Annotated in this window: 22 protein-coding genes; 10 read left to right on the top strand and 12 right to left on the bottom strand. The window is 72.8% G+C overall.

Features of this window, described 5'->3' with window-relative positions; genetic code table 11:
* Window positions 1–39: 39 nt before the first annotated feature.
* Window positions 40–315: a hypothetical protein gene (locus tag O1G21_RS37875; RefSeq protein ID WP_270150236.1), complete on the bottom strand. Its 276-nt coding sequence runs from the start codon at window positions 313–315 to the stop codon at window positions 40–42.
* Between the two features lie 438 nt (window positions 316–753).
* The gene (locus tag O1G21_RS37880) at window positions 754–1,092 is read right to left on the bottom strand and encodes a cupin domain-containing protein (RefSeq protein WP_270150237.1); all 339 of its coding nucleotides are present in this window, start codon (window positions 1,090–1,092) and stop codon (window positions 754–756) included.
* A gap of 71 nt (window positions 1,093–1,163) precedes the next feature.
* Here O1G21_RS37880 and O1G21_RS37885 point away from each other — a divergent pair, with 71 nt between their 5' ends.
* Complete coding sequence (locus O1G21_RS37885; protein ID WP_270150239.1) at window positions 1,164–2,156, top strand: helix-turn-helix domain-containing protein; 993 nt, start codon at window positions 1,164–1,166, stop codon at window positions 2,154–2,156.
* 88 nt (window positions 2,157–2,244) lie between these two features.
* Here the strand turns inward: O1G21_RS37885 and O1G21_RS37890 are convergent, their stop codons facing one another.
* Window positions 2,245–2,667 (bottom strand): carboxymuconolactone decarboxylase family protein, encoded by a 423-nt coding sequence (locus O1G21_RS37890; RefSeq protein WP_270150240.1) that lies wholly within the window; start codon window positions 2,665–2,667, stop codon window positions 2,245–2,247.
* A gap of 597 nt (window positions 2,668–3,264) precedes the next feature.
* Between O1G21_RS37890 and O1G21_RS37895 the strand changes: the two genes are divergently transcribed.
* From O1G21_RS37895 to O1G21_RS37905, 3 genes are all read left to right on the top strand, one after another.
* Window positions 3,265–4,170: a hypothetical protein gene (locus tag O1G21_RS37895; protein WP_270150241.1), complete on the top strand. Its 906-nt coding sequence runs from the start codon at window positions 3,265–3,267 to the stop codon at window positions 4,168–4,170.
* Window positions 4,171–4,376: 206 nt separating this feature from the next.
* A complete protein-coding gene (locus tag O1G21_RS37900; protein ID WP_270150242.1) occupies window positions 4,377–5,171 on the top strand; it encodes a hypothetical protein in 795 nt (264 codons plus the stop codon).
* Entirely contained in the window at window positions 5,168–6,019 is an 852-nt protein-coding gene (locus tag O1G21_RS37905; protein WP_270150244.1) for a hypothetical protein, read from the top strand. Before O1G21_RS37900 ends, O1G21_RS37905 begins: the two co-directional genes overlap by 4 nt.
* 31 nt (window positions 6,020–6,050) lie before the next feature.
* Here O1G21_RS37905 and O1G21_RS37910 read toward each other — a convergent pair whose 3' ends face one another.
* Window positions 6,051–7,262 carry an RNA-guided endonuclease InsQ/TnpB family protein gene (locus O1G21_RS37910; protein WP_270150245.1) on the bottom strand — a complete coding sequence of 404 codons (1,212 nt, stop codon included), beginning with the start codon at window positions 7,260–7,262 and terminating at the stop codon, window positions 6,051–6,053.
* Between the two features lie 158 nt (window positions 7,263–7,420).
* On the opposite strand from O1G21_RS37910, the gene O1G21_RS37915 reads away from it, so the two are divergent.
* Window positions 7,421–8,467 carry a hypothetical protein gene (locus O1G21_RS37915; protein ID WP_270150246.1) on the top strand — a complete coding sequence of 349 codons (1,047 nt, stop codon included), beginning with the start codon at window positions 7,421–7,423 and terminating at the stop codon, window positions 8,465–8,467.
* Window positions 8,468–8,605: 138 nt separating this feature from the next.
* Here O1G21_RS37915 and O1G21_RS37920 read toward each other — a convergent pair whose 3' ends face one another.
* Both O1G21_RS37920 and O1G21_RS37925 read right to left on the bottom strand, forming a co-directional pair.
* Window positions 8,606–9,733, bottom strand: a complete 1,128-nt coding sequence (locus tag O1G21_RS37920; RefSeq protein ID WP_270150248.1) for an NADH:flavin oxidoreductase/NADH oxidase — start codon at window positions 9,731–9,733, stop codon at window positions 8,606–8,608.
* 109 nt (window positions 9,734–9,842) lie between these two features.
* A complete protein-coding gene (locus tag O1G21_RS37925; RefSeq protein ID WP_270150249.1) occupies window positions 9,843–12,599 on the bottom strand; it encodes an ATP-binding protein in 2,757 nt (918 codons plus the stop codon).
* 227 nt (window positions 12,600–12,826) lie between these two features.
* Between O1G21_RS37925 and O1G21_RS37930 the strand changes: the two genes are divergently transcribed.
* The gene (locus O1G21_RS37930; protein ID WP_270150251.1) at window positions 12,827–13,741 is read left to right on the top strand and encodes a hypothetical protein; all 915 of its coding nucleotides are present in this window, start codon (window positions 12,827–12,829) and stop codon (window positions 13,739–13,741) included.
* A gap of 55 nt (window positions 13,742–13,796) precedes the next feature.
* On the opposite strand, the gene O1G21_RS37935 is transcribed toward O1G21_RS37930, so the two are convergent.
* The 5 genes from O1G21_RS37935 to O1G21_RS37955 form a co-directional block, all read right to left on the bottom strand.
* The gene (locus O1G21_RS37935) at window positions 13,797–15,197 is read right to left on the bottom strand and encodes an MFS transporter (protein ID WP_270150252.1); all 1,401 of its coding nucleotides are present in this window, start codon (window positions 15,195–15,197) and stop codon (window positions 13,797–13,799) included.
* Between the two features lie 356 nt (window positions 15,198–15,553).
* Entirely contained in the window at window positions 15,554–16,153 is a 600-nt protein-coding gene (locus tag O1G21_RS37940; protein ID WP_270150254.1) for a TetR/AcrR family transcriptional regulator, read from the bottom strand.
* Window positions 16,154–16,198: 45 nt separating this feature from the next.
* Window positions 16,199–17,161, bottom strand: coding sequence for a quinone oxidoreductase family protein (locus O1G21_RS37945; RefSeq protein WP_270150255.1), 963 nt, complete (start codon window positions 17,159–17,161; stop codon window positions 16,199–16,201).
* Between the two features lie 234 nt (window positions 17,162–17,395).
* Complete coding sequence (locus tag O1G21_RS37950) at window positions 17,396–17,884, bottom strand: NUDIX domain-containing protein (protein ID WP_270150256.1); 489 nt, start codon at window positions 17,882–17,884, stop codon at window positions 17,396–17,398.
* 47 nt (window positions 17,885–17,931) lie between these two features.
* On the bottom strand, window positions 17,932–18,132 hold the full coding sequence (locus O1G21_RS37955; RefSeq protein ID WP_270150257.1) for a hypothetical protein: 201 nt from the start codon (window positions 18,130–18,132) through the stop codon (window positions 17,932–17,934).
* 184 nt (window positions 18,133–18,316) lie between these two features.
* Between O1G21_RS37955 and O1G21_RS37960 the strand changes: the two genes are divergently transcribed.
* From O1G21_RS37960 to O1G21_RS37970, 3 genes are read left to right on the top strand one after another with little or no spacing between them, the layout of a single operon-like run.
* Complete coding sequence (locus O1G21_RS37960; protein ID WP_270150258.1) at window positions 18,317–19,147, top strand: helix-turn-helix domain-containing protein; 831 nt, start codon at window positions 18,317–18,319, stop codon at window positions 19,145–19,147.
* The gene (locus tag O1G21_RS37965; protein ID WP_270150259.1) at window positions 19,144–19,356 is read left to right on the top strand and encodes a DUF397 domain-containing protein; all 213 of its coding nucleotides are present in this window, start codon (window positions 19,144–19,146) and stop codon (window positions 19,354–19,356) included. Before O1G21_RS37960 ends, O1G21_RS37965 begins: the two co-directional genes overlap by 4 nt.
* 10 nt (window positions 19,357–19,366) lie before the next feature.
* On the top strand, window positions 19,367–19,573 hold the full coding sequence (locus tag O1G21_RS37970; protein ID WP_270150260.1) for a DUF397 domain-containing protein: 207 nt from the start codon (window positions 19,367–19,369) through the stop codon (window positions 19,571–19,573).
* Between the two features lie 100 nt (window positions 19,574–19,673).
* Here O1G21_RS37970 and O1G21_RS37975 read toward each other — a convergent pair whose 3' ends face one another.
* On the bottom strand, window positions 19,674–21,077 hold the full coding sequence (locus O1G21_RS37975) for a uracil-xanthine permease family protein (RefSeq protein ID WP_270150261.1): 1,404 nt from the start codon (window positions 21,075–21,077) through the stop codon (window positions 19,674–19,676).
* Between the two features lie 331 nt (window positions 21,078–21,408).
* On the opposite strand from O1G21_RS37975, the gene O1G21_RS37980 reads away from it, so the two are divergent.
* Window positions 21,409–24,273: a glycoside hydrolase family 2 TIM barrel-domain containing protein gene (locus tag O1G21_RS37980; RefSeq protein WP_270150263.1), complete on the top strand. Its 2,865-nt coding sequence runs from the start codon at window positions 21,409–21,411 to the stop codon at window positions 24,271–24,273.
* Window positions 24,274–24,345: the final 72 nt, after the last annotated feature.

The raw sequence follows: 24,345 nt of genomic DNA on the forward strand, positions 1-24,345 counted from the left end.
GGGCGGCGGCGACAACAGAGCCCGCCACGCCACGGCCGCTCAGTCCCGCTGCGCCCGGCGCCGCCACAGTGTCACGTCCTCGGCCGCCCCGCGGCCCAGGTGCACCGCGCCGGCCAGCACGAACGGGACGCACAGGCCGAACAGCGGCACCGTCACCCAGCTCGGCCGCCCGGTGCTCATCCGCCCCCGGCCGTCCAGCCACACCGTGACCTCCCGGCCCTCCGGGCACGGCCCCTCGGGGCGCTCCGCCCTGAACTCCCGTCCGTCGACGCTCCAGTGGAAGGTGCAGGCGTACGTCTCCGTTGCCAAGTCCATAGGCAGAGCCCAGCAATCCGGACGTTTCCGCCCGGAAGGTCCGTTCGCGGCCGTTCGGACGCGATCACGGTCCGCGCTTCGCAGTCGACCGCCTGGCTGACGCCTGGTCTTACACCGGCTCCACGCAGGTCTTTCGTCTCCGAGCCACTCCCGGCGACGACGGGCACAGGGCCCGTGAGGGCGCTCTCAGCCTGCCGCCCCAGGAACCGAGCGCCGCCCGGCTTGGCTTTCGCCGGATGACGAGGCCGATCCCACGCCCGAGCAGCCGAGAATCGCTGACAGGTGCCTACGAACGGCGAGGTGTCAAGCGGCAGTTGACAGCCCCCGCCAGCCCGCCACCCCCCCCTTCACCCGGCCGGCCCCCGGCCGGTCACCTGGCATCCCCCCGAGCGGTGACAAGGCCGCGACATCGGCACGGCCGGCCGGCGCCGCGCCCCGTCAGGCGGCGGCCAGGGTGATCCCGAGGATCCGCGCACCGACCTCGGTGCGCGGCCGGTGCCGGCTACCCGGCGCGAACACCACGTAGGAGCCCGCCGGGTGACGCTCCTCACCCTCGATCACCTCGCCGCTGAGCACGTAGTAGCGCTCCTCGGTGTCGTGCACGTCGACCTCCGGCCACCGGCTGCCCGGCTCGAAGTCGATCAGCCAGGCGCGGGCGTACCCGGTGGAGGTCAGCCGGCGCCGCACGATCCCCGGCCCGACCGGGACCGTCTCCACCTCATCGATCATCAGGACCGTCTTCAGCGTGCCGTCGTTCAGTACGTCGTTCTCGTTCATGACCCCACTGTGGCCGCCCGCACCCCCACCGCCCCAGTGTCCTGAAAGACATCCTCAGGTACATTCCTGCCATGGAAGCCACGGACGCCATGGACGCTCCAGCCCCGAACCCGCACCGCCACCGGGTGGTGGCCCTGCTCGGCACACCCCAGGCACCCTTCGAACTCGCCTGCGCCGCCGAGGCCTTCGGCACCGAGCGAGCCGGACTGCCCTCCTACTACCAACTCACCCTGTGCACCGAGCACCCCGGCCCGGTACCCACCAACCTCGGCGTCCCCCTACTGGTCGACAACGGCCTGGAAACACTGGAGCAGGCCGACACCGTCGTCGTCCCCGGCTGGCAGCCACCCGGCTCACCCGCGCCGCCCGCCGTCCTGGACGCGCTGCGCACCGCCCACGCCCGCGGCGCCCGGATCGTCTCCATCTGCACCGGCGCCTTCGTCCTGGCCCAGGCCGGACTGCTCGACGGACGCCGCGCCACCACCCACTGGGGCCGCACCGCCCAACTCGCCGCCCAGTACCCCGCCCTGGAAGTCGACCGGGACGTGCTGTACGTCGACCACGGCGACGTCGCCACCAGCGCCGGCTCCGGCGCCGGCATCGACCTGTGCCTGCACCTGCTGCGCCGCGACCACGGCGCCGCCTACGCCGCCCAGGTCGCCCGGCACATGGTGCTGCCCCCGCACCGCGAGGGCAGCCAGCTGCAGTACGCCGCCACCCCGGCGCCCGCCCGCGCGGACGAGTCGCTGGCCCCGCTGCTGGAATGGGCCCAGGAACGGCTGGGGGAGCGGCTGACCGTGGACGACCTCGCCGCCCGCGCCGGCCTGTCCGGCCGCACCCTGGCCCGGCGCTTCACCGAGCAGCTCGGCACCAGCCCCGGCCAGTGGCTGCTGGCCCGGCGCATCGACGCCGCCCGGGTCCTGCTGGAGCAGACCGACCTGCCGGTGGAAGCCGTCGCCACCCGGGTGGGCCTGGCCTCCGCCGTCAACCTGCGCCGCCGCTTCCACGCCGCCCTCGGCACCACCCCCGGCGCCTACCGGCGCACCTTTGGGGGCGTCAACTAGAGTCCACCGGCGGACAGTTCCTCCGACTCTGCCCCGGCCGGCTCCAGAGCCGGCTCCAGGGCGACCGGGCGCCGCCCCTGGCGCCCTGTCAGTTTCCGGTCACCGGGAGCAGGCCGCGCTCGCCGAAGACCTTCTTGGCGACGAAGGTCGCGTTCAGCGCCTTGGGGAACCCGCAGTACACGGCCGCGTGCAGCAGGGCCTCGGTGATCTCGGTGGGGGTGAGGCCGACGTTGAGGGAGGCGTTGATGTGCACCTCCAGCTGCGGCTCGCAGCCGCCGAGCGCGGTCAGCATCCCGAGTGTCACCAACTGCCGGTCACGCGCGGCGAGTTCGGGACGGCTGTAGATCTCGCCGAAGCCCCAGGCGACGACCTGGTGGGCCAGCTCGGGGTTGATGTCGGCCAGCGCCTCCACCACCCGCTGCCCGCTCTCGCCGTCGACCCGGGTGAGCATCTCCATGCCCCGGTCGAAACGCTCCTGCCGCTGCCCGGCCTCGTTCGCGGGAACACCCATGGCGCCTGTCCTCTCCTCGTACCCGTACTGGTTCAGTGGTCCCGGCCGTCCGTCCGGCCGTGACCACGGGAAGAACCGTATGACTTGGAGTGCGCTCCAACTCAAGCCCGATCCGTACGACACGTCGTCAGGGGCGGGGCGTCCATCCAGGCGGGGTCGGCCCGGTGTCGGCGAGGATCCGCGCGAGCGTCCCGTCCAGCGAGCTGTGCTGCGGGACGACCCGCTCGACACCGCCCGGCAGCAGGTCCCGCCCCCGGTGCCAGCCGGCCGTGCCCGCAGCCCGGTGGCGACGATGGACTTGCCCGCCCCGCTCGGACCCCGCACCACCACCAGCAGCGTGTCCCGACTCCCCGTCACCGGGCCGCTGTAGGGCCGCCCCCGCCGGGGCGGGGCCGCCTGTTGCGGTTGGATCACGGAGCGTCCGATTGATCAAGCATTGGGTGGGAGTGCGGTGATTGTTTTCGTTGGCGTGGGTGTCATCCGACTCTCATAATGCCTGCTGAGACACGTGACGGAAGGTCCGGAGAGCCGCAGGGGGAGCGGAATCCGACAGTGACCCGCGTGTGAAAATCCCACGTTTCCCTTGGGGGGAGTCCTTTGTCCGCGCCCGAGAACGAGAGCGCCGCTTTCACCGATCCGCCGCCGGATCCGGTTGCCGCGCCCACCGCCGCCGCCGTACCCGAGCCCGCAGCCGCGCCGGAGGCGGCTGCCGTATCCGCGCCCGCCCAGGCCCAGGCCCCGGCCGCGCGCCGCCTGCCGCGTGCCGTCGGCGTCGCGCTGGCCACCGCCGGACTGCTCGCCGTCACGGCGGCCAGCGCGGCGGTGACCGTCGCGGTCGGCAAGCCGGACAGCCGACCGGCCGCCGCACCCGCACCCCGCACCACCGCCACCGCCTCGCCGAGCACCGGCGCCGGAGCGAGCGCGAGCACGACGCCCTCCGCCGTTCCGGTGCCGACCGTCGTCCCGACCGCACCCGCCCCGGTCAGCACCGTCAAGGGCACGGTCAGCGACGGCAAGCACGAGGGAGACCTGCGCTACTTCCTGCTCCCGATCCCCGCCGGCGGCGAGTCCTACGGGCCCGCGGACGGGATGCCGATGACCCGCGACGACGTCGCCGAGATATTCGGCAAGTCGGACGACATCGACACCATCCTCACCCATTACGGCTACCGGGACGGGGCCACCCGCACCTACCGGACGGCCGACGGCAAGGCCGAAGTGACCGTCACGCTGCTGCACTTCGGCTCCGCCGACATGGCGAGCAGGTTCGTCCAGGGCTACACCATCAAGTCGCAGGAGCCGATCGACATCGACGGCGACCCCAACGCCCACGGCTTCCGCAGGAAGCCCAAGCACGAGGCGTACACCGGCTCTATGACCGGCATCTCCAGCCAGGGCGACGTCCAGTACACCATCGACGTCGACGTCAAGGGCACGCCGGACAAGGCGCTGCTGAACGACCTGATGAAGCGCCAGCGCGAGTGGCTCGCCTCCGGCGGCTGAGCCCGCGCCCGCGCCCGCCCCACGGCGTCGTCCTTCCTTCCTCATCTGGAGCCACTTCCGTGACCACCGAACCCGAGCAGCCGCCCTCCGCTGCGGCCGAGCCGACCACGTCGGCCGCAGCGGCCGAGCCACCGGCGCCTCCCGCACCTCCCGCACCTCCCGCGCCTCCCGCGCCCCCCGCGCCTCCCGCGCCTCCCGCCCCGGCCGTGTCCCCGTGGTCGGCCCAGGCGTCCGCCGAGGGCGAGTCGAACGCCCCCGCCGCCGACGCCCCCGCCGCCGACGCCCCCGCCGCCGACCTCCTCGCCGCCGGTCCCGAGTCCGCGCCGCGCGCCCCGCGCCGCCCCCGTCCGGTGCTGCTGTCCGTCTGCGCCCTGGTCGTCGGCGCTCTCGCCGGTGGCGGCGTCGGCTACGCGATCCAGGCCCAGCGCCCGCCCACGCCGCTGCCGCCGCTGCAGGTGGCCCTGCCGGCCTACCCGGCCGAGGTGGTCGACCCGGCCGCCCTCGCCGCCCAGCAGCCCGCACCGCCGGTCATCGAGGGCGACCTGCGCAAGCTGCTGGTCAGCGCCCCGGCGGGCAGCGGCGCCTGGGGCGACTACCCGGACAAGCCGGGCTGGATGTCGATCGGTGAACTCGCCGAGCGCAAGGGCGAGCCGGCCCTGGTCTTCAAGGACCTGGCCCTGAACGGCTTCCGGCGCGCCGCCGAGGTGGACTGGATGAAGGACGACATCCGCTACCGCGTCTCGCTCACCCAGTTCACGCCCGACCACATCGCCCAGGCCGAGGCCACCCCCGGGATGTCCTTCGCCACTGACGCCAACGGCGGCTACAGCGTGGACTTCCTGCCCCGCAAGTGGTCCGACACCGAGGACCAGTACTACTACGGGCACGCCACCGCCCAGCGCGGCACGGTGCTGATGAAGGTGGAGATCTTCAGCCCGAAGCCGGTGGACGCCGGGGACCTCAAGGCCCTCGCCAAGCAGCAGTGGGAGCGACTGGCATGACCGACGACTCCGTGACCGCAACGCCGGCCACCCCCGAACCGGCCACCCCGCCCACCCCCCAACCGGCCGCGCCCGCCCCCGAGTTCGCCCCCGCCCCCCAGCAGCCCCGCCCCGCCTCCCGTCGCCTGCTGCGCGCGGGCGCCGCGACGGTCGCCGCCGCGTTGGTCGGCGTGGTCATCGGCGTGGGCATCATCAAGACCCAGTACGACGACCCCGCCCCGGCCACCGTCGCCGGCCCCGCCGGCGCGCCCGCCCCGACGGTCACCCCCACGCCGTTCGGGGCCAAGTCCAACGGCAGCCACTTCGGCTCGCTGCGCGACCTGCTGCTGCCCGTCCCGGCCGAGTTCGAACTCGGCCCCGACGAGGGCGGATACGGCAACGACACCGAACTCGGCGCCGGACAGATCTCCGACGAGCTGGACGCCGAGCTCCAGCAGATCCCCAAGGACAAGCGCGACAGGCTCCGCTCCTACTGGGAGGGGCTGCACGTCAAGGGCACCGGCGTGCGGACCTACCGCAACAGCGACGGCACCCTGGTGGTCGGGCTGCGGCTGCGCCAGTTCAACCAGCAGGAGGTGCAACGGATCAACGAGTACACCGCGGTGTTCACCGGCGACACCGGCATCTTCCGCTCCGGCCCGCAGATCCCGGGCCACCCCGAGGCGCACTGCTACCTGATGCCCGCGCCGCCGTCCGCGCCGATCGACTACCTGGAGTGCTCGGCCGCCGAGGGCGACCTGCTGGTGGTCATGAGCGTCGAGGGCGTGGCCCCGCTGCCCAAGGACAAGATCGTCGGTCTCTTCACCATGCAGCTCGACCGCCTCGCCAGCCCGGGAGCGTCCGTTTGACTTCCCCCCTCCTGAAGGAGGGGGGTTCCCCTCAGCCTCGCGGCTGAGCCGCTGCGCGTGAGCGCTGCGGTGGGACGACTTCCTGCTTCACCGACGACCGCCCGCCCGGAGTGCTCCGTTGAGGTCTTACACCGTCTCCACAGGCTGCAACCGCCAGCCCGGCGGCCAGGATGTTGCGTGCCGCGTTCACGTCCCGGTCGTGGACTGCTCCGCAGTCGCACTCCCATTGGCGGACGTTCAGCGACATGTTGTCGCAGAGGGTTCCGCAGGCCGAGCACAGCTTGGAGCTGGGGAACCACCGGTCGACGGTGATCAGCTCGCGGCCGTACCAGGCGCATTTGTATTCCAACATGGTCCGCAGCTCGCTCCAGCTCGCGTCCGATATGGCACGAGCGAGCTTCCTGTTCTTGAGCAGGCTGCGGACCGTGAGGTCCTCGATCACGACCACTTGGTTCTCGTGGACGAGTCGGGTGGTGAGCTTGTGCAGGAAGTCCCTGCGCCGGTCGGCGATCCTCGCGTGGACGCGGGCGACCTCACACCGGGCCTTCTCCCGGTTGTTCGAGCCCTTGGCCTTGCGGGCGAGTTCCCGCTGCGCCTTGGCGAGGCGTTCCCGGTCGCGGCGTTCGTGCTTCGGATTGCTGATCTTCTCTCCGGTGGAGAGCGTCACCAGGCTGGTGATACCGGCGTCGATGTCCACGGCCGTGTCCAGCACGGGCAGCGGCTGCACCGTCGGGTCGTCGCAGAGCATCGAGACGAACCAGCGTCCCACCGCGTCCCGGCTCACCGTCACCGTGGACGGCGACTGTCCCTCGGGCAGCGGCCTCGACCATACGATGTCCAGCGGCTCAGCCATCTTGGCCAGCGTCAGCCTGCCGTCGCGGTAGCGGAACGCGGACCTGGTGTACTCGGCGCTGTCGCGGGACCTCTTCTTCGACTTGAACCGGGGATACCTCGCCCGCTTCTGCCAGAAGTTCGAGAATGCCTCTTGCAGATGCCGGAGTGCCTGCTGCAACGGAACGCAGGACACCTCACAGAGGAAGGCCAGTTCCTTGCTCTTCTTCCACGCCGTCAGCATCGCCGACGTGGTGTTGTAGGTCACCCGCGCCTGGTGCGTCGTCCACGCCTCCAACGCCTTGTTGTAGACGAGCCGCACACACCCGAACGTGCGCGACAGTTCAGCCGCCTGCGCATCAGTCGGGTAGAAGCGGAACTTGAGCGCCCGCTTCAGGTGAGTGATCGTCATGGCACACACGGTGACACTTACTCAAGTGGTCGCCTGTCGATGATCAACTGCCGCGACGCCATACCGCCTTGGCGGCGAAACGGCTATTCCTGCCCCGCTCCACGGGAGCTTCGTTTCCTCCCCCGGTGGAAGCCGGGGAAATCCACGGAGGAGTCCGTATGACCGACCACGCCGCCGCGCCGCAGCCCGCGCCGCAGCCCCACCACCAGGCCGCCGGCGCGGCCGAGAGCCCCGGGACGGCGAACCCCTGGGCCGCCATCACCATCGACGACCCGCAGCCCGACGCCGCCCAGGCCCCCGGGCTGACGGAGGCCGCCGAGGAACAGGCCGCCCGCCGCACCCGCCGCCGCAAGGCCGCGGTGCGCTGGAGCTGCGCCGTGCTGGTGTTCGCCCTCGCGGGCACCGGCACCGCGCTGGCCGTCACCGCCCCCGAGCGCACCGACATCCCCGGCCTGGCCACCGCCGACGACGGCCGCTACACCTTCCCGCCCCTGACGCTGCCTCCGCTGCCCTCGGGCAAGGCCGCACCGGACCTGAAGGACAGGAGCAAGGGCCTCCACCAGGCGGACCTGCGCTACCTGCTGCTGCCCGCCCCCAAGGAGGCCGGCGGCTCGGTGAACCCGCCGGTCTTCCCCGCGCCCACCGCACCCGCCTCGGCCTCCGCCACGGCCGCGCCCTCCGACACCCCCTCGGCGACCCCGAGCACCTCGGCCTCCGCCGCGCCGTCCGCCTCCGCCGTCCCGGGCGGCGGTACGGGGCTGGCCGACTGGGTGGCCTGCGACGCGCTGAACTCCGAGCTGCAGAACCCGGCCAGGCTGCACGGCCTGCTGCTGCAGGACGTGTGCCGCGCGGCCACCGCCCGGGAGTGGACCGCCTCCGACGGCACCCTCACCCGGATCCGGCTGCTGCGCTTCGGCTCCCCGAACGAGGCCCGGGACGCCTACTCCCGCGGGCGTACGGAGCTGCAGCTCAAGGCCGCCCCCGACGCGAAGATCGCGGACGGCGGCGGCTGGGACACCGTCGACGGCATCGAGGTGACCCGCAAGGACTCCCAGGAGACCGCCGGCAAGGGCGTGCCGACCACCCGGGTGGCGTACGTGTCCGCCTCCGACGTGGTGGCCGTCATCACCATGACCAACCCCCACGGCGTGCCCGCCACGGCCTTCCGCCAGGTCGTCACCCTCCAGTCCGACCTGCTCGCCTGACCGACTCCCCGCGGCCGCCGCCACCCCACCCCGGGCGCCGGCGGCCGCAGCCGTCCACCGTCCACCGACCGACTCGCCCGACGGCCCGCACCCGGCGGGCCGCCGCCGCACCGCCGGGTCAGAGCAGGTCGGGGGCGGTCAGGCGCGGTGGTACTGGACGGGGGAGTGGACCTCGCCGCCCAGCTCGCGGGCCGCGTGGCGGGCCCAGAACGGGTTGCGCAGCAGCTCGCGGCCGATCAGGACGGCGTCCGCCCGGCCGGCGGTGAGGATGTCCTGGGCCTGGGCGGGGTCGGTGATCAGGCCGACGGCCGCCACCGCCAGGCCGGCCTCGCTGCGCACCGCCTCGGCGAAGGGCACCTGGAAGCCGGGGGTGGCGTCGATCCGGGCGTCGGGGACGAGGCCGCCGGTGGAGACGTCCAGCAGGTCCACGCCGTGCGCCTGGAGTTCCTTGGCGAGGCGGACGGTGTCCTCGGAGGTCCAGCCCTCGCGGCCGTCCTCGGGGTTCTCGGTGAGCCAGTCGGTCGCCGAGACGCGGAAGAACAGCGGCAGTTCCTCGGGCCACACCGCGCGCACCGCGTCGACGACCTCCAGGGCGAAGCGGATGCGGTTCTCGAAGGAGCCGCCGTAGGCGTCGGTGCGGTGGTTGCTCTGCGGGGAGAGGAACTGGTGGATCAGGTAGCCGTGGGCGCCGTGGAGTTCGACGGCCTGGAAGCCGGCCTCCAGAGCGCGCCGGGCTGCGGCGGCGAACTTGCCGACGATCTCGCCGATCTGATCGACCGTCAGCTCCTCGGGCGTGGTGTGCTCGGGGGAGAAGGCCAGGGCGCTGGGGGCGAGCGGGGTCCAGCCGTGCTCCTCGTCGGGGGCGATGGCGCGCCCGCGGTCGATCCAGGGCCGCTCGGTGGAGGCCTTGCGCCCGGCGTGGCCGAGCTGGACGACCGGGACGGTGCCCTGCGCCTTGAGGAAGGCGGTGATCCGGCGGAAGGCCTCGAGCTGGGTGTCGTTCCACAGGCCGAGGTCGTACGGGCTGATGCGGCCCTCGGGGCTGACGGCGGTGGCCTCCGTGATGATCAGCCCGGTGCCGCCGGCGGCGCGCGCGGCGAGGTGGCTGAAGTGCCAGTCGTGCGGGGCCCCGGTCGCCTCGCCGGTGGGTGCGGCGCTGTACTGGCACATCGGCGGCATCCAGACCCGGTTGGGGACCGTCAGTTCCCGCAGGGTGTACGGGGTGAAGAGGGTGGTGCTCACGTGGGTGCTCACGTCGGTGCTCATGTCGGACTCCCGGTGGGGTCGGCAGCGCCAGGACACAGGTGCTCAAGGACACGGGCGCTTGCTGATGCGCGTTATGTGTATGAACAATAGTTGCACAGGACGGTACTTTTCAACGGGGTGCCTCCAGCAGGCCGCGGGCCCGGCCCGCCAGGCCGTCGGCGCCGCAGCGCACGGCCAACTCCAGGCCGCGGGTCAGCACGGCGCGGGCGTCCGCGGCCGGGCCCAGCGCCTCGCCGAGGTCCACCAGGGCGATCGCGTGCTCGTAGCGCGCCGGTGAGCGCTCCAGGTGCCGCACCGCCTCCGCCAGCAGCTCGGCCGCGCGCGGCGCGTCGTGCACCGCGGCGCACAGCCGCAGCGCGCTGCCGACGGCCGAGTCCGTCCGGGACTCCCGGGCCCGGCGCACCGCCTCCTCGGCCAGGTCGCGGGCCCGCTCCGGCTGGTCGTGGGCCACCGCGCGCGCCAGGTGCCCCAGCCACGGCGCCCACACCGTGTTGCGCCACCTGCGCGCGTCCAGCGCCGCGCCGGCGGCCGTCAGCACCTCGGCCGCGCCCGCCGCGTCGCCCGCCGCCAGCAGCAGACGGCCGTACAGCGTGGGAGCGTCGGGCAGCCCCATCACCGTCGGGTACGGCGGACCGAAGGCGTGCTCGCGCGCGAGCGCCAGCGCCTCCTCCACCCGGCCGCGCGCCGCCAGGGTCTCGGCCAACGCCCCCACCGCATCCCAGTGCAGCGGGGTGCCCGGCCCGATCCGCCCGGCCGTGCGCAGCGCCCGGCGCAGGTAGTCCTCGGCCTCGGCGAGGGCGCCGCAGCGGAACCGCAGCATGCCGGTCAGCAGGTAGGCGAAGCCGAGGTGGCCACCGCTCCATCCGGCGACCTCGTAGGCGCGCACCGCCTCGGTGAACAGCTCCTCGGCCCGGTCGGCCCGGTCGGCGTACAGGTAGCTGATGCCCAGGATCCCGGGCAGCTCGAAGCCCCAGGTGGTGTTGGTCCAGCCGAGGCTGCGCGGCAGCCGGCCCTGCGGCAGCGCGGAGTCGGCCAGGGCGAGCGCCCGCGCGCGGTCGGCGCCGCGCAGCGTGAGGTCCCAGCAGCGCAGCACGGCCACCGCGTGGGCCAGGCCGTCGTGCTCGAACGGGGCCCCGCCCGGGGCCCCGTCGTCCGGGTCGGTGTCGGTGAAGTCGGTGTCGGTGAAGGCCAGGCGGACCGTGTCCAGCGTCCGGTGGAACTGCGCGAGCCGGCGGGAGCGTCCGGGGCCGTCCGCGTCCTCGGACTGGAACGCGCCGAACATGAAGTGGGCGACCTCCAGGCGCATCCGCCCCGGGCCGGGCGGGGTGCGCGAGGCCTCCTGCGCGCACAGCGCGGCGGCCTCGCCGACCCGGTCGCTGTGGGCGAGGGCCTGGGCGAGCCGGAAGGTCGCGTCCACCCGCAGCCGCGGGTCCAGTCCGTACGGGTCGGCGAGGGCCAGGCGCAGCTGGTTGACCGTGGTCGCCGGGTCGGTGAGCAGGGCCGAGCAGCCGAGTTCGTAGAGCACCGAGGCCCGGTCCTCGTCGGCGGGCGGCTCGCTGACGGCGCGGCGCAGGCAGCGCTGCGCGGCCTCGGGCGCGCCGATGGCCAGGTGCTCGCGGGCCGCCCGGCGCAGCTTGTCGACGATGGCGCCGTCCCCTTCGGGCAGGATCTCCAGCAGGTGCCGGGAGGCGGCCGGCAGGCCGAGGCCGGCGTTCTCGACCTCGACGGCGGCGACCCCGTGCATCCCGGTCCGGGCGGCCGGCGGCATCGACTGGTAGACCGAGGTGGCGATCAGCGGGTGGACGAACTCCAGCCGGCCCGCCGCCGTGTTGGTCAGCACCCGGTGGCGGCGCAGTTCCCGGACGGACTGGGCGGCGGTCTCGGGCCCCTGGGCGCAGATGGCGGCGGCGAGGTCGGGGCGGATGTCGGTGTCCAGGACCGACGCCGCCCAGGCGAAGCGCAGCGCGGTGGGGCCGAGCCGGTCCAGCCAGTGCCGCAGCGTCATCCCGCGGGCGGTGGCGGCGATCTCGCGCAGCAGCCCGGTGCTCTCCTCGACCGGGTCGAGCCGCTGGTCGGCCACCTCGCGCAGCAGGGCGGCGGTCTCGTACGGGTTCCCGGCGGTGACCGCCCAGACGTGGCGGCAGAAGGCGTCCTCGGCCCGTGCGCCCAGGGCCGCGCGGACCAGGTGCGCGACCGAGGCGGGCTGGAGCGGGCGCAGTTCGTGCCGGCGGTCCGCCCGGTCGGCGAGGCCGCGCTGCAGCGCCAGCGCGTCGTCGGGGAACTCGTCGCGGCAGGCGAGCACCAGCAGGACCGGCAGCTCCCGGGCGCGGACCGCGAAGCCGGCCAGCCAGCCGAGCGACTCCGGGTCGGCCCAGTGCAGGTCGTCGATCAGCACGGCCACCGGCGAACGCAGCTGCACCAGGCGGGTGAGGACGAAGTCCAGCCCGTCGCGGACCCCCTGGGGATCGAGCTGCCCGCCGGGCGGCCGCAGTCCCGCCGCGGGGCCGACGACGTCCTCCCACGGCCCGAAGACCCGCGCCCGCTCGTCGTCGGACAGGGCCGACAGCACCGGGCGCACCAGCTGGCGCACCACGTGGAACGGCTCGTGGCACTGCCGCTGCCCGCCCCGGGCGAACAGCACCGTGCAGCCCGCCTGCTGCGCCGCCCGGCGCACCTTCGTCAGCATCGCGGTCTTGCCCAGCCCGGCCGCACCGGTGTAGAGCAGCAGCTCCCCGACCCCGGTACCGGCCGGCCGGGTCAGCGCCTCGATCGCCTGCGCCGCCGACTTGAGTTCGGCCTCGCGCTCGTGCAGCGGCCCGTCCTCCCGCCCGTCCCCGTCGCCGCCCCCGGCCTTCCCCTCGGCCACCTGCCGCCTCCAATTCGCCCTGCCAGGGCCGTCGTTGCAGAGGGCCGAGGTTACTGCCGAACGGGCGGCCCCGGTACGGGCTTGACAAAGCCGCCCACCCGCCCCCGGGGCAGGCGGAGTACCGGGGCGGCGAACCCGGCAGTGCGCCCGGAAAACCGTTGGCCGCAGTCCGCCCGGACCGCGATACTCGCCCGTCGGCGGTGCGGACGAAAGGGGAGCGGGCGGGCGTGGAGGTCTTCGAGTGCAAGGCGTGCGGCACCGCGCTGACCGGGCCGCTGACGCGGGTCGCCTTCCCCGTCTACGCCGGCTTCGTGTACGGCAACGGCCACCCGATGCCCGTCCTGATGGAATCGGGCACCTACGCCGTCGCCGAGGACGCCGCCGGGCAGGCCCGCTCGATCCTGATGGCCCCCGGCGACGCCCACGGCACCGCCCTCATCCAGCGGCGTGAGCTCGGCGCCTGCTGCGGCATCGACGGCCGCTACGGCCCGAACCTCACCTGCGCCGGCTGCGGCCGCAAGGTGGCCACCAGGATCGACGACTGCTCCCTGTGGCAGGCCACCTGGCTGGAACGGGCCGCCGTGCGCCCCGTCCCCACGGGCCCGGCCCGCCCGCTCGCCGACTGGGCCTCGTTCACCCAACCACGCTGCGCCACCGCGCCGTTGGAGGCGGACGGGGAGTGGAACATCCGCTGGGAGGCGGAGGCCTGCGTGACGCTGGCCCACCTGGTCCACGCCGCACAGGGCTCGCCCGTCACCCTCCCCGGCGGCCCGCTCGCCAACGCCTTGCGCGTGCTCCTCGGTCAGCTGGCGCTCCCGGCGGCCGGACCGGCCCGGCGCGCGGTCCTGGCCGGACCGGGCCTGCCGCCGCCCGACCACCTCCCGGACATCGCCGTCGTCCCCTACCACCCCCAGACCGGCGAGCCCTGGCCCACACCGCCGGGCGTGGCGGCCGTGCCACTGGCCGCCGACTTCTGGACGTACTTCGCCTTCCACCGCGAGCGCCCGCTCAGACCCGTCACCGGCGGCCTGCCCCCGGGCGTCGAACGCGACGACCCGCTCCCGCCCCACCCCCGGCGCCCCCCGTTCCTCGTCCGGGAGGTGTACTCCCACGTCCTGGAGGGCCTGAACGCCGCCCGGTAAACCGACGGCGGCGCCGCCCGGGAACACCCGGGCAGCGCCGCTCACGTGCCGGCCGTCAGCTGCGCGCCGTCTGCGGCACGCGCTGCCCCGGGACGACCGGCCCCGCCTTGGCGCCCGCCGTACGGGCGGCGGCCGGCGCCGCGCCCAGCGCCGTGCCGCGGGTCTCCTCCGCCCACAGCGCGCACACCAGCAGGCCGAGCGCCGTCACGCCGGCGGCGATCAGCATGGTCGGCCCGGTGCCCAGCCCGGTCAGCGACAGCGGCAGCAGGTAGGTGCCCACCGCCGCGCCGATCCGGCTCACCGAGGTCGCCACCCCCACGGCGGTGGCCCGGATCTCGGTCGGGAACAGCTCGTTGGGGTAGGTCCAGTCGAGCACGTTCGGCCCGCCGCACAGGAACGCGTACGCGCACAGCGCGGTCAGCGCCACGGCGGCCGGCGCGCTGGGCCAAACGCCCAGCAGGGCCAGCGGGACGGTCATCAGCGCGAAGGACCAGATGATGACGGGGCGTCGGCCCTTGGTGTCGATCAGGCGCAGCGCCGGGTAGCAGCCCAGCAGGAAGACCAGGCTGATCAGCCCGGTGCCCAGGGTCTCCATCACGGTGCCGCCGGGCATGCCGAAGGAGGACAGGATCTGCGGGCCGAAGGTGAGCATCGCGAACAGCGGGCCGACCTGGCAGAGGAAGAACAGGCCGCAGAACAGGGTGCGGCGCCGGTAGGGCGGGGTCAGCAGCAGCCGCAGCCCGCTGGCGCGCCGGGCGCGCTCGGCCGGGTCGGGCATCAGCTCGCGGCCGTCGACCCGCACCCCGAGGTGCTTCTCCACCACGCGCACCGCGTCGCCGACCCGCCCGTTGGCGGCCAGCCAGCGCGGCGACTCCGGCGAGCCGCGGCGGATCACCAGGAAGACCACGCACAGCACCGTGGAGCTGGCCAGCATCCACCGCCAGCTGCCCGGCCCGGCCAGCTCCAGGAACAGGTAGCCCACCACGTAGGCGAGCACCGAGCCGGCGTACCAGGCGACGATCTGCTGGCCGAGCAGGCGGCCCCGGTGCTTGGCGGGCAGCCACTCGGCGAGCAGGGAGGTGGCGATCGGGTAGTCGGCGGCAACCGCCATGCCGAGCACGAAGCGCAGCACGGTGATCGCCCACACCGAGTCGACCCAGAAGGAGAGCACCGAACAGACGACCATCACCAGCAGGTCGGCGGTGTACATCACCTCCCGGCCGATCTTGTCGGTCAGCACGCCGAACAGGGCGCCGCCGACGAACATGCCCACCAGGGCGGCGGCGCCGATCAGGCTGACCTGCGCGGTGGACAGGCCCAGGTCGGGGCGCATCCCGATCAGGGCGACGCCGACGATGCTCAGGATGTAGCCGTCGAGCAGCGGCCCACCGGAACAGGCGAGGGCCAGCCGGCGGTGGAAGGCGGTATACGGGGCGTTGTCGATGGTCTGGGACATGGGCTTCGGGGTCCTCCGGAGCGTACGGCTGCGCGCTTGTCACGCACGCCGTGCGCCGGGTAGACGGCAGGGAACGGCGCCGCCCACCGTGGACGGCGCCATCGCCCGGTCACATCGGGCGACCGTCCACGGTTGCCCGGGTTGGGACATGTCACCACCGGGCCGAAGGTCGACCGGATTCGCGACCAAGGTCCCGAAGCGGACAGGCCCTTCGCCCGTGCCGAAGCGCCGCCCGCCCAGTCCCCACGGGCGTCGTCGCCGTCCGCCGCACCGGTTGCCCGCCGCGGGTGACCCTTCTCACGACACAGGCCGCGGGACGTGTCCCCTGCCACAATTCCGGCAGCTGGTCCAGACCATCAGGGCGTGGGCCGGGCCCCGCGCAACCGATCCAGGCCCACGTCCAGGGCCGCCTCCAGGTGGACGGTGGAGCCCGTGGCCAGCAGGATCAGCACCCCGCCCTGGACCCCCGCCAGCAGCGCCGCCGCCTCCCGGTCCGCATCCAGGCCCGCCGCGACCTCGCCACTGCCCTGGAGGTGGCGGATGCCGACGGCGAGCTGCTCCTGCCACTGCTCCAGCAACCGCGCGGCCACCGCCCGCGCCGCGTCGGTCGTCGACCCCAGCTGGGACAGCGCCGTGTGCAGCGGACAGTTCACCCCCTGGGCCCGGTAGCGGGCCACGACCTTGTCGCGCCACCGCTGCCAGGCCTCCCAGGAGGTCAGGGAGCCCAGCTCCGGCTGCTGGTCGTCCAGCACCCGGCCCGCCTCGTGGCGGGCGACGGCCAGCAGCAACTCGTCCTTGCCGCCCGGGAAGTAGTGGAACAGCTGGCTCTTGCTGGTCGCCGTGCGAGTCATCACGTCCTCCAGGCGCAGCGCGAACACGCCCGCCTCGCGGATCTGCCCGGCCGCGCCCTCGACGATGCGCTGCCTGGTCGCGGCGCCCTTGCGGGTCAGCGTCACGTTGCCCTCCCGGAGTTGTGGTCGTACGGTCCCGTCACCCCGCGGTCAGGGCAGGAGCACCAGCTTGCCGGTGGTGCCGCGGGATTCGAGGTCCGCGTGCGCCCGGGCCGCCCCGGCCAGCGGGTAGTGGCCGCCGATCCGCTGGGTCAGCCGCCCGTCCAGGACCAGGTCGAACAGCTCGCCGCTGCGCCGCAGCAGGGCCTCGCGGGTGGGGACGTGGTGGTGCACCACCGGGTAGGTGAGCAGGATGCTGTTCGGCAGGTCGGTGGGCCGCAGCGTCGGGACGCCCATGAAGGGGCCGTAGTAGGCGTGCACGCCGTGCGGGCGCAGGGCCAGCTGGGAGGAGAGGAAGGTGTCGGCGCCGCCGCCGTCGTAGACGACGTCGGCGCCGCGGCCGCCGGTCAGCTGCCGCACCTGCTCCTCGAATCCGGCGCCGGAGTGGACCAGCACGTGGTCGGCGCCGGCCTCCTTCGCGGCAGCAGCCTTCTCCTCGCGCGAGACCAAGCCGATCACGTGGCCGCCGCGGGCCTTGACCAGCTGGGTGAGCAGCAGGCCGACCCCGCCGGCGGCGGCGTGCACCACGGCGGTGTCGCCGGGGCCGACGGGGTAGGTCTCGGTGCTCAGGTGGTTGGCGGTCAGGCCCTGTATCAGCAGGCCGCCCGCGACCTCGTCCGGCACCCCGTCGGGCACCTTGACCAGGGACGTCACCGGGACGGCGAGCAACTCGGCGTAGCTGCCCGGGTGGTAGAACCAGGCGACCCGGTCGCCGACGGCCACCTCCGTCACCCCCGCACCGAGGGCGATGACGTACCCCATGCCCTCGGCGCCGAGGACGGTGGGGGCCGCCCAGCCGCCGGTGCCCTGCGAACGGGCGCCGACGTCCATGTAGTTGACGCCGGCCGCGCCCAGGCGCACCAGTGCCTCGCCGGGGCCGGGGGTGGGGTCGGGCAGCTCGGTCCAGCGCATGACCGCGGGGCCGCCGTGCTCCTCGATCCGGATCGCGTGCATGGGGGATGGCCTTCCTGTGCGGGCTCGTTCGGGAGGGAACGTCCAGCACGTTAGGCAGCCGAAAATGGACCCACAAGTCCAGAATCCGTGGCGCGGGCGAGCCCTCGGCCCCGGGTCAGGAGCCGGTGGGGGTGTCCAGTTCGACGTTGTAGTCGGCGAGCTGGGCGATCCGGGACTCGCTCAGGACGCCCGAACCGATGTCAATCCCTTTGATGCCGGGCGTTCCGGTGCTGATCAGCCCACCGGGACCGGAACACCCCGGATGAGCAGCGGGAGACCGGCGCCGTGCTCCCAGGCGTCCCAGGCGTCCTCGACGCGCCGGTACTGGTCGTCGGCCATGACCTCGCGCAGCTTGGCCTGGGGGACCCAGTGCAGGCCTCGGATGTCGGCGGGCGGCTGGTGGCAGCGGACGGTCTCGGCCTGTCGGGGCGTGATCATCCCGCCCGAGTGGACGAAGGCGACGCCCTCGGGGAACTCGGCGGCGGGCACGTAGTCGATGGTGAGGATGGTCCGGAGGGCGAGGACGAGCCCGGTCTCCGTCTCGAGGTGGCGGCGGGCGGCGAGGTGGGGGAGCTCGTCCTGCTCGGCGCTGCCACCGGGCAGGGTCATGCCGTCCTCGTGGACGCGGTCGACCAGGAGGACGAGGAAGTCGTCGGATCGGTCGGGGTCCTCGAGGAGGACGAAGGCCTGCTGGCCCGAACGCCGGGCGGGGGGACGGTTCATGAGGCGGGTCCTGCTCAACTCTGCTCCAGGTGTGGGGAATTCGATGGTCACAGCGGCCGCCGGCGCGGGTTCCCCCAGGTGCCCGGCGCGATCTCCCGAGGGTCGAGCGACCGGAGGAAGGCCGGGTCGACGCGCTGGTGGGGAGTGGTCTCCCCCAGCGGGCGCAGTACCGCCTTCCCGAGCAGCATCTCGACGAAGACGCCCTCGCGCGGCTGTCCGTTCTCCAGCGAGCTGAAGTCCCTTACCACTTTGTGGAGTTGGAAGGGGGGAGGGGGGTTCTGGCCGTCAGGCATAGGGGTCTCCAGTGGTTGCGCTGTGCGTCTGGCGAATGACCGGGTGTAGCCATGGTGGCGTTCCATCCCCTACGATCGGAAGGCTTTCCCACTTGACAGTTTCCATGGGTGGGATTCGTGTAGCGGCGGAGGACTGACGATGCGTGAGACGCAGCTGGATCCATCGGCGTCACCCCTCAAGGCGTTCGGGGCCCAACTACGCAAGCTGCGAAAGACAGCAGGCCTGACGCAAACCCAACTCGGCGAGCTGACAAACCTGAGCGATAGTCAGATTTCCAACCTTGAAAGAGGGACGCGCAATCCCACACTTGACTGGGTTCGAAGCGCCGACAAGGCTCTCGATACCGGTGGAACATTGGAACTGACGTACTGGAGTCTCAGCGGATCATCGTTGCTGGAAGGCTTCCCCGAGTACGCGCAGCAAGAGGCGAAAGCCCAAGGGATCTCCCACTTCGAGCTGGGCATCGTGCCCGGTCTGGCCCAGACGATGGAGTACGCCGGAGCCTTCGCGGCCGCAGCCGTGCGGCGCGGCAGCATCACCGAGGAACAGGCCACAGATCGACTCGACTTCCTGGCCACTCGGCAGAAGCTGCTCAACCAGCGGTCAGCGCCGCGACTGCACTTCGTCCTGGACGAAGGGGCTCTGCTGCGCACGGTGGGCGGGCCCAAGGTCATGGCGCGGCAGTTGGCGCATCTTGAAGACCTCGCGAGCCGTCCGAACATCACCATCCAGGTGGCGCCGTTCTCACTCGCGGAAGAGCTGCCGTTCACCATGATGGTCACGCTGCTGACTCTGGCGGATCGAACAATCCTGGCATACTCGGAGTGCCAGCTGCGTGGCTTCCTCGCGCGAGACGCTGAGACCGCCCAGGCTTGGGAGCGGGACTACCATCAGCTCCAGGTGGAAGCGCTGTCGAAGGCCGCGTCGCTGGAGATGATCCGCAAGCAAGGCGTGAGAGGAACGTCATGATTCGCCCTGTAGACCTGTCCGACGCCGCATGGTTCAAGAGCAGTTACAGCAACAACGGCGGATCTTGCGTCGAGGTGGCTCCTAACTTCCCCGGTCTGGCGCCCGTCCGTGACTCGAAGGACCCTCAGGGCCCGGCCCTCATCTTCCCGTCCGAGGCCTGGAAGTCGTTCGTCGCCGCTGTCCGCAGCGGCGAGTTCGGTGATGTCTGAGGGGAGCGTCATGGCCGACCGTCTTGACCTGACCGACGCCGCGTGGCGCAAGAGCACCTACAGCAACGGGCAGGGCGGCTGCATCGAGGTGGATGACGCGCACCCGGGCAGAGTCCGTGACTCCAAGGACCCCCACGGCCCGGCCCTGGTCTTCCCGTCCGAGGCCTGGAAGTCGTTCGTCGCCGCCGTCCGCAGCGGGGAGTTCGGCGACGCCTGAAGCAGCAGGCCCGGACCGCATCGACTGCGGTCCGGGCCTGTTGTCCTCTTCTCCCCGGCGGAAGTGGCTTCCGCCCGCTCCCGCCGGTCCTGAACGGCGCCTACGGGGCGGGCCGTTCCCCCTCGCCCAGGGGCGGCTCGTCGTAGGAGGAGGTGCCCTCGTCCAGCAACGGCTCCTGGGCCTTGAGGTGGGCCGGGGCCAGCGCCCGCAGGGCGTGGTAGCCGGTGATGACGACGAGCGTCCCCAGCGCGATCCCGCTGAGGCTGAAGGTGTCGGTGAACTTCAGCGTCACGTTGCCGATGCCGATGATGATGCCCGCCGCCGCCGGCACCAGGTTCAGCGGGTTGCGCAGGTCGACCCCGGACTTGGTCCAGATCTGCGCGCCGAGCAGGCCGATCATGCCGTACAGGATGACGGTGATGCCGCCGAGCACCCCGCCGGGGATCGCGGCCACGACGGCGCCGAACTTCGGGCAGATGCCGAACAGCAGCGCGAAGCCGGCCGCGGCCCAGTAGGCGGCCGTGGAGTAGACCCGGGTGGCGGCCATCACGCCGATGTTCTCGGAGTACGTGGTGTTGGGCGGGCCGCCGAGCGCGGTGGAGAGCACGGAGCCGACGCCGTCGGCCGAGATCGCGGTGCCCAGCTTGTCGTCCAGGTTCTCGCCCGTCATCTCGCCCACCGCCTTGACGTGCCCGGCGTTCTCCGCGATCAGCGCGATCACCACGGGCAGCGCGACCAGGATCGCGGACCACTGGAAGGAGGGGCCGTGGAAGGCGGGCAGGCCGATCCAGTCGGCCTTGCCGACGCCGGACAGGTCCAGGCGCCAGTGGTCGGTCATGTGCCCGCCGCCGTCCACCGAGTGGATCTTTCCGAAGACCCGGTCGAACACGAAGGAGATCCCGTACCCGAAGACCAGCCCCAGGAAGATCGCCACCCGCGACCAGAAGCCGCGCAGGCACACCACCGCGAGCCCGGTGAACAGCATCACCAGCAGCGCCGTCCACTGGTCCTGCGGCCAGTACGTCGAGGCGGTCACGGGGGCCAGGTTGAAGCCGATCAGCATGACGACGGCGCCGGTGACGATCGGCGGCATCGTCGCGTGGATGATCCGCGCCCCGAAGTACTGGACCGCCAGGCCCGCCAGGAACAGCACGACGCCCACCACGAGCACCGCGCCGGTCACCGTCGCGCTGGTGCCGCCCTGCGCCCGGATCACCGCGGCGACCCCGACGAAGGACAACGAGCAGCCGAGGTAGCTGGGCACCTTGCCGCGGGTGGCCAGCAGGAAGATCACGGTCGAGACGCCGGACATCATGATCGCCAGGTTGGGGTCCAGCCCCATCAGCACCGGGGCGACGAAGCTCGCGCCGAACATGGCGACCACGTGCTGGGCGCCGAGCCCTGCCGTGCGGGGCCAGGAGAGCCGTTCGTCGGGGCGGACGACCGCTCCCGGCGCGGGCGTACGCCCGTCGCCGTGCAGCTTCCAGCGCACGCCGAGATCCATGGTGGGGGTTTCGCTTTCTCTGTGCGTCGAGCTCTGTACGACTCTGTACTGCGAGCAACTGTCCGCACCATTCTCCCGGCCGCCCGCCCTCCCGCGCGCCACCGACCCCGCTCCTGACCTGCGCACTCGCGCGCACGACGGGGCCGGTGACGGGGCCGACTACCCTGGCCGGCCCCGGTGTTACCGCCTCACGGGGAAGTACGAGCGGCACAACGAAGTCCGATCGGACGACCAACCGACTCGAGCACTCCAGGGCCGTCGCGACGCGCTAATGTGCACCGGGGCAGGGTCGGCAGATCGTCAGCGAACAACGCAGGGAGCGGTCAAGCGCATGACCAACCACTACGTCGAGGACTACTCCCCAGGCCGCGGGGCCCTGACCCCCCGCGCCTGGTACCCCCTATCGGACGCCAAGGCCCTGTCACTCAACGGAAGTTGGCGACTTCGCGTGTCACCGACGGCCGACGCCGAGGACGACTCGTTCGCCGAGCCCGGATTCGACGCCGGCGACTGGGCGCGGGTGGTGGTCCCGGGGCACTGGGTGCTCCAGGGAGACGGCTGCTTCGGCCGGCCCGCCTACACCAACCACCGCTACCCGTTCCCGGTCGACCCGCCGCGCGTACCGACGGAGAATCCGACCGGTGACCACCTGCGCGTCTTCGACCTGCCCGAGGACTGGCCGGCCGACGGCGGCGCGGTGCTGCGCTTCGACGGCGTCGAGTCCTGCGCCCGCGTCTGGCTCAACGGCACGGACATCGGGGAGTTCAAGGGCTCCCGCCTGCCGCACGAGTTCGCCGTCGGACACCTGCTCGAGCGAAGCGGCAACGTGCTCGCCGTCCGCGTCCACCAGTGGTCGGCCGGCTCGTACCTGGAGGACCAGGACCAGTGGTGGCTGCCCGGCATCTTCCGCGACGTCACCCTGCTGCACCGCCCGGCGGGCAGCGCGGGCGACTTCTTCGTGCACGCCTCCTACGACCACCACACCGGCCGGGGCACCCTGCTCGTCGACTCCGACATCGAGGGCCGGGTGACCGTGCCCGCCCTGGGCATCGACATCGCGACGGGGGAGACGGTCACGGTGCCGGTGTGCCCCTGGTCGGCCGAGGTGCCGACGCTGTACGAGGGAGAGCTGACCACCGAGGGCGAGCGCGTGCCGCTGCGGATCGGCTTCCGGACCGTGGAGTCGGCGGACGGTCTGATCAAGGTCAACGGCAGGGCGGTGCTCTTCAAGGGCGTCAACCGCCACGAGTGGCACCGCGAGACCGGGCGCGCCCTCGACCTGGAGACCATGCGCCAGGACGTGCTGCTGATGAAGCGCCACAACCTCAACGCGGTCCGCACCTCGCACTATCCGCCGCACCCGGCATTCCTCGACCTGTGCGACGAGTACGGCCTGTGGGTCATCGACGAGTGCGACCTGGAGACCCACGGCTTCGTCGAACAGGCCTGGCGCGACAACCCCGCCGACGACGACCGCTGGACCCCGGCGCTGCTCGACCGCGCCGCCCGCATGGTCGAACGGGACAAGAACCACCCGTCGGTCATCATCTGGTCACTCGGCAACGAGGCCGGCACCGGACGCGGCCTGACCGCGATGGCCGAATGGATCCACGCCCGCGACACCTCCCGCCTCGTGCACTACGAGGGCGACGGGAGCTGCCGGGACACCGACATGTACTCGCGGATGTACGCCGGCCACGCCGAGGTCGAACAGATCGGCAAGGAACTGGACGGCGGTACCCGCAAGCGCCGCGAACTCCCCTTCATCCTTTGCGAGTACGCCCATGCCATGGGCAACGGCCCCGGCGGACTCGCCGACTACCAGCGGCTCTTCGAGGCCTACGACCGGCTGCAGGGCGGCTTCGTCTGGGAGTGGATCGACCACGGCATCGCCCACCCCGGGCTCGGCTACGCCTACGGCGGCGACTTCGGGGAGGAACTGCACGACGGCAACTTCGTCTGCGACGGCCTGCTCTTCCCCGACCGCCGGCCCTCACCCGGCCTGGTGGAGTACAAGAAGGTCATCGAACCCGTCCGCATCGTGCCCGACGGGACCGGGGGCAGCGTACGGGTCACCAATGGGTACGACTTCGCCGACCTGTCCGCACTGGCCTTCGAGTGGTCGTACCAGGCGGACGGCGAAACGGTCGCATCCGGCAGCCTGTCCGTGCCGGCGCTCGCACCCGGCGAGTCGGCGGACGTGAAGCTGCCCCAGCCGCCCGCCGGACACGAGGCCGTCGAGACGCAGTGGACGGTCCGGGCCGTGCTGGCCGCCGACACCGCCTGGGCGCCCGAGGGCCACGAGATCGCGTGGGGCCAGATCCCGGTGGCCGCACGGCCGCTTCCGGTCCTGCGCCCCGCCGTCCGCCCGGTTCTCGGGCCCGTCGCGGGCGACGGGGTGATCACGCTGGGCCCGGCCGCTTTCGACGCCCGCACCGGCGCACCCAAGGCCATCGGCGCCATCGAGGTGAGCGATCTGCGGCTGGACGTGTGGCGGGCACCCACCGACAACGACGAGGGCACGGACTGGCTGACCGGCAGCTGCGACGCCAAACTGTGGCGCGACCTGGGCCTGCACCGCATGCGCCACCGACTCGACGCGGTGGAACCCGGCGAGAACGCGCTGACCGTGCGAACCCGAGTGGCCCCGGCCGCCTCGGAGTTCGGCCTCACCACGGTCTACCGCTGGACCTCCGACGGCGACCGCCTGCGGCTGGCCGTGTCCGTGAGCCCCGACGGCGAATGGCCCGCACCACTGCCCCGCCTGGGCGTGCGACTCGCCCTCGCCTGCGCCGACACAGTGCGCTGGTTCGGTGCCGGCCCCGGCGAGGCCTACCCGGACACCAAATCCGCCGCCAGACTCGCTCGCCACGAGTCCACCGTCGACGGCCTGCAGACGCCCTACCTGCGCCCGCAGGAGAACGGCGCACGAGCCGACGTCCGCTGGGCCGAGATCGGCGGCCTGCGCATCGAGGGCGACCCGGCGTTCCACCTCACCGCCCGCCGCTGGACCACCGAGCAACTCGACGCGGCCACCCACCTCACCGACCTCACGCCCGGTGACACCGTGTGGGTCAACCTCGACCACGCCCTGCACGGCATCGGCACCGCCTCCTGTGGCCCGAGCCCGCTGCCGCAGTACCAGCTGAGGGCCCAGCGGGCCGAATTCTCCTTCGTCTTCTCCCAGCTCCACTGACCGACCAGGGTCCGAACCAGCCCGCCCGCCCCGGTCCGTTACCCGCAGGGACCGGGGCGGGCGCGCGTCGCG

The organism is Kitasatospora cathayae, from assembly GCF_027627435.1.
Lineage (GTDB): Bacteria > Actinomycetota > Actinomycetes > Streptomycetales > Streptomycetaceae > Kitasatospora > Kitasatospora cathayae.

Coding starts and splice junctions, on each gene's coding strand:
- O1G21_RS37875 (WP_270150236.1), bottom strand. CDS start 315: ATGGACTTGGCAACGGAGACGTACGCCTGCACCTTCCACTGGAGCGTC.
- O1G21_RS37880 (WP_270150237.1), bottom strand. CDS start 1,092: ATGAACGAGAACGACGTACTGAACGACGGCACGCTGAAGACGGTCCTG.
- O1G21_RS37885 (WP_270150239.1), top strand. CDS start 1,164: ATGGAAGCCACGGACGCCATGGACGCTCCAGCCCCGAACCCGCACCGC.
- O1G21_RS37890 (WP_270150240.1), bottom strand. CDS start 2,667: ATGGGTGTTCCCGCGAACGAGGCCGGGCAGCGGCAGGAGCGTTTCGAC.
- O1G21_RS37905 (WP_270150244.1), top strand. CDS start 5,168: ATGACCGACGACTCCGTGACCGCAACGCCGGCCACCCCCGAACCGGCC.
- O1G21_RS37910 (WP_270150245.1), bottom strand. CDS start 7,262: ATGACGATCACTCACCTGAAGCGGGCGCTCAAGTTCCGCTTCTACCCG.
- O1G21_RS37915 (WP_270150246.1), top strand. CDS start 7,421: ATGACCGACCACGCCGCCGCGCCGCAGCCCGCGCCGCAGCCCCACCAC.
- O1G21_RS37920 (WP_270150248.1), bottom strand. CDS start 9,733: ATGAGCACCGACGTGAGCACCCACGTGAGCACCACCCTCTTCACCCCG.
- O1G21_RS37935 (WP_270150252.1), bottom strand. CDS start 15,197: ATGTCCCAGACCATCGACAACGCCCCGTATACCGCCTTCCACCGCCGG.
- O1G21_RS37945 (WP_270150255.1), bottom strand. CDS start 17,161: ATGCACGCGATCCGGATCGAGGAGCACGGCGGCCCCGCGGTCATGCGC.
- O1G21_RS37950 (WP_270150256.1), bottom strand. CDS start 17,884: ATGAACCGTCCCCCCGCCCGGCGTTCGGGCCAGCAGGCCTTCGTCCTC.
- O1G21_RS37960 (WP_270150258.1), top strand. CDS start 18,317: ATGCGTGAGACGCAGCTGGATCCATCGGCGTCACCCCTCAAGGCGTTC.
- O1G21_RS37965 (WP_270150259.1), top strand. CDS start 19,144: ATGATTCGCCCTGTAGACCTGTCCGACGCCGCATGGTTCAAGAGCAGT.
- O1G21_RS37970 (WP_270150260.1), top strand. CDS start 19,367: ATGGCCGACCGTCTTGACCTGACCGACGCCGCGTGGCGCAAGAGCACC.
- O1G21_RS37975 (WP_270150261.1), bottom strand. CDS start 21,077: ATGGATCTCGGCGTGCGCTGGAAGCTGCACGGCGACGGGCGTACGCCC.
- O1G21_RS37980 (WP_270150263.1), top strand. CDS start 21,409: ATGACCAACCACTACGTCGAGGACTACTCCCCAGGCCGCGGGGCCCTG.